Source organism: Janthinobacterium sp. SUN137 (genome assembly GCF_030587265.1).
Lineage (GTDB): Bacteria > Pseudomonadota > Gammaproteobacteria > Burkholderiales > Burkholderiaceae_D > Janthinobacterium > Janthinobacterium kumbetense.
In genome coordinates, this window is record NZ_JAPWHZ010000018.1 from 1 (window position 1) to 2,816 (window position 2,816).

Below are 2,816 nucleotides of genomic sequence, written 5' to 3' on the forward strand. Positions count from 1 at the left end.
CAATCTGCCGCTCGACGGTGCCAAGGTGGTCAGCCTGGACAGCGGCTGGCAGGCGCTGTCCGGCTATCGCCGCGACAATCCGCGCACAGCGGTGCAGCCTGCCCATCTGGCCTACGTGATCTATACTTCCGGCTCGACCGGGCAGCCGAAGGGCGTGCAGATCGCGCATCGCGGCGCCTGTAACCTGGCGGTCAGCCAGCAGGCCATGTTCGGCGTGGCCGACGATAGCCGCGTGCTCGGCCTGGCATCGCTGAGCTTCGACGCGGCGACGTCCGAATGGCTCATGGCGCTGCTGCGCGGCGCCGCCTTCTACGTCTGTAGCGAGGAACAGCGGCACAATCCGGCCGCGATCCAGACCTTCCTGCGCGAGCACGGCATAACGCATGCGACCCTGCCGCCGGCGCTGTTGCCGCATCTGGACAGCGGCGCGGGCTATGCGCTGGAAGCTCTGGTGCTGGCCGGTGAAGCCTGCGGTGCGCAGGTTGTGGCGCCGTGGCTGTCGGTATGCCGGGTATTCAATGCCTACGGACCGACTGAAAATACTGTTTGTGCCAGCACGGCCGAACTGCGGCCAGGCCAAGCCATCACGATTGGCCGTCCGATTGCCAACACCCAGGTCTATATCCTGGACCGGCACCTGCAGCCAGTGCCGCTTGGCGTGCCGGGCGAGATCTACATTGGCGGCGTGGGCGTGGCGCGCGGCTACCTGAACCTGCCGGAATTGACGGCGGAGCGGTTCATCGACGATCCGTTCAACGGCCGTGCCGGCGCGCGCCTGTACCAGTCGGGCGATCTGGGCCGTTGGCTGGCCGACGGCAATATCGAGTACCTGGGCAGGAATGACTTCCAGGTCAAGCTGCGCGGCTTCCGCATCGAGCTGGGCGAGATCGAAGCCCGTCTGGCGCAGTGCGTAGGCGTGAAGGAGGCAGTGGTGATCGCCCGTGACGACGCCACGGGCGACAAGCGCCTGGTGGCTTATCTGACACTGGCGGAGGGGTGGGACGCTTCCGCCGCCGCGCTGCGCGAGCACCTGCTGGCCGGTCTGCCGGAATACATGGTGCCGAGCGCCTTCGTGGTGCTGGAGCGATTCCCGCTCACGCCGAACGGCAAGCTCGATCGCAATGCGCTGTCTGCGCAGGGCCAGTCCGCGTTGGCGACCAGGGTATATGAAGCGCCGCAAGGCGAAGTGGAAGAAGCGCTGGCGCGCATCTGGCAGGAGGTGCTGGGCGTCAAGCGCGTAGGCCGCCAGGACAACTTCTTTGAACTGGGTGGCCACTCACTGTTGGCGATTGGCCTGGTCGAACGGATGCACCAGGTCGGCGTGGAAACGAGCGTGCGTGCGTTGTTCGGTGCGCCGACGATTGCCGGCGTGATCGAAGCGCTGGGACAGCGCGAGCGCGCCGTTGTCATACCGCCCAACTTGATTCCGCCCGAGAGCCAGGTCATCACGCCGGCGATGCTGCCGCTGGTCGAGCTGAGTCAGGATGAGATCGACCGCGTCGTTGCCACGGTCACGGGCGGTGCAGCCAATGTGCAGGATATCTATCCTCTGGCACCGCTGCAGCAGGGGATACTGTTCCACCACATCCTGCAGCAGCAAGGCGATGTGTACCTGACGCCGACACTGCTGGCGTTCGACGATCGCGCCAGGCTCGATGCGTTTGCGCAGGCACTGCAGAAGGTGGTGGCGCGCCATGACATCCTGCGCACGGCAATCGCGTGGGAAGGATTGAGGGAGCCGGTACAGGTGGTGTGGCGCCAGGTGCCCGCGACGATGCAGATGGTCAACTTCGACGCCGGGGACGGGGACATCGCCGCCCAGTTGGAGGCCCGCTACAATCCGGGGCACTTCCGCGTCGATGTGCGCCAGGCGCCGCTGATGCGCGGCTTTGCCGCCTATGATGGAGCCAACGGCCGATGGCTGTTGCGCCTCATGCTGCATCATCTGATCGCCGACCACGTGACGCTGGAGATCATCGCTACCGAAGTGGACACCATTCTTGGCAAGGGCGAGGCTGCGCTGGACAGGCCGGTACCGTTCCGCGATTTCGTCGCCGAAGCCCGGCTTGGCGTGAGCCAGCAGGAGCACGAGGCCTTCTTCCGCCGCATGCTGTCGGATATCGACGAGCCGACCGCGCCTTTAGGGCTGGTCAATGTTCAATCCGACTGGGCCGCGACGGCAGAGGCCAAACAGGCGCTCGATGCGGATCTGGCCAGCCGGATTCGCCGGCAGACGCGCAAGCTGGGCGTCAGCCCGGCCAGCCTGATGCACGTAGCCTGGGCGCAGGTCCTGGCCCGTTTGAGCGGACGGCAGGACGTGGTGTTCGGCACCATGCTATTCGGCCGAATGCGCGGTGGCGCAGCGATGGCGCGCGTGCCCGGCATCTTTGTCAATGCCTTGCCGGTGCGCGTCAGTGTCGGACAGGATGGCGTCGAGCAGAGCGTGCGCAAGACGCAGGCGCTGCTATCCGAGCTGATGCATCACGAGCATGCCTCGCTGACATTGGCGCAGCGCTGCAGCGCCGTCGAACCGTCGGCACCGCTATTCACTGCCCTGCTGAATTACCGGCACAACACCGTCAGCCAGGACGCCGCGCATGCGGAATGGAGCGGAACCGAGGTGCTGCGCTCGGAAGAGCGCACCAATTATCCGCTCAGCCTTGCGGTAGATGACTGGGGCGATGGCTTTGATCTGACCGCGCAGCTCAGTGTGCAGGCCGAGCCGGGCCGCATTTGCGCCTATATGCAAACGGCGCTGGAAAATCTGGTGCAGGCGCTGGAGCAGGCGCCGCACACGCCGGTAGCGGCCGTCGAGG

Annotated in this window: 1 protein-coding gene; it reads left to right on the top strand. The window is 65.9% G+C overall.

Annotated elements, in window-relative coordinates:
* Positions 1–2,816, top strand: a 2,816-nt coding sequence (locus O3298_RS29075) for an amino acid adenylation domain-containing protein (RefSeq protein WP_305061199.1), incomplete at both ends; no start/stop codon positions are given.